The following is a 1,585-nucleotide window of genomic DNA, read 5'->3' as shown; positions in this document are numbered from 1 at the left end:
GTATCTTCAGTGATGCTCGCTGCGGTCTCGCCCGTAATAATGGCAGCATCGTTAGTGCCTGTGATCGTAATCGTAATATCTTGCGTCGTGCCGTCGGTTGCAGTCAGGGTAATGGTATCAGTGGCTTGTTCCCCTTCACCCAACGATTGGATATTGTTTTGATTGGCCGTGTAAGTCCATTCACCCTCAGTCAAGGTTAAAGAACCATATTCGCCTTCAACGGTGGTATTCTCGAACTCAGGGGTATCTTCAGTGTCGACGTCAGAAATTGAAAGTGTTCCACTAACGGATACATTATCCCCAGCATTACCCTCTGTGACGCGACCTGTAAACTCCCCGCTGACAACAGGTGCGTCGTCAGTGCCTGCTATTGAAATAAGGATTTCATGTTGACTGCCGTCAGACGCAGTAATGATGATTGAATCTACGGTATCCTCTTTTGCGTTGATGGCAGTGTCTGGATTCAGAGTATACGTCCACTCGCCATTGACCAGAGTCAACGAGCCGTAATCGCCTTCAACTGTAGTGTTCGGTAGCGTCGGTGTGTCTCCGCTGTCAGCATCTGTGATACTGATTTGACCGTTGACTGTGATGTCTTGAGTTTGTTCCTGAGTTGCGTTAACTGTGAAATTGACATCATTAAAATCTCTATCGCCACCACCGACAAGATCTTCCCATGATGAACTGTTACCTGAGTTTTGCTCGTAATCGAAGCCGTTTCCATTTTTCGATGATTCTGAGACCAACGTAGTTGCTGACGCTGAACCTTGATAGGCCGTAACGCCGTTGCTGCCGAAGCTTAGTGTGACTTCGCCTACATCAAAGCCATTCGCATCACCATTAGGAATAAGAAACAGACCGACTTTCTCTCCGCCTTCCGTATTGACATTCGCACTGGCATTGTTGACATCATGAGCATCATCAAAAATGATTTCAGCGCGTAGAACATTGCCTTCAGCATCAAGGACGTAGTACCCAAAACTGTTGTGATACCCAGCATTGCTGGTGATGTTACTGAAATCGAGCGTCATGCTGTCACCGCCGCTCGCATCCCATGTGCCTCCTGCATCACGGCTAATATTGGTATCGATAATTGTTTGATCAGTTGTTGAAATAGTGCCAGACGTATCACCTGTCAAAACGGCGGTATCTTCTGTGCCTGTGATCGTAACAACAATGTCTTGTGTCGTGCCGTCGGACGCGGTCACTGTAAGGGTATCGGTGACTTGCTGATCTTGATTGAGTGACTGTGCTGCGTCTTGATCAAGCGTGTAAGTCCACTCGCCATCGACCAAGGATAAGCTACCGTATTCACCGCTTATGTTCGCATCCGGGAAGTTAACGGGGTCGCCATCTGGGTCGATAACACTAAGTTCGCCAGATGCTGTCGCAATATCCCCCGCATTCCCTTCGGTGACTGAGCCAGTGGTTGTGCCTGAAATCTGTGCAGCATCGTCGGTGCCTGTTAGGGACACAACGATGTCTTGTGTTGTGCCATCAGAAGCGGTCACCGTAATGGTATCTGTAGTCGTTTCGCCTTGCCCGAGAGATTGAACAGCTTCGCTATTGACGGTGTATGTCCATG

1 protein-coding gene is annotated in these 1,585 nt (G+C 48.6%); it reads right to left on the bottom strand.

The features are described 5' to 3' along the window. Positions 1-1,585, bottom strand: a 1,585-nt coding sequence (locus tag BM082_RS24530) for a VCBS domain-containing protein (RefSeq protein ID WP_139218827.1), incomplete at both ends; no start/stop codon positions are given.

It is taken from the genome of Enterovibrio norvegicus DSM 15893 (assembly GCF_900115495.1).
GTDB classification, from domain to species: Bacteria; Pseudomonadota; Gammaproteobacteria; order Enterobacterales; family Vibrionaceae; genus Enterovibrio; species Enterovibrio norvegicus.
The sequence above is the reverse complement of the archived record's forward strand: the minus strand, read 5'-3'. Positions and strand labels throughout refer to the sequence as shown.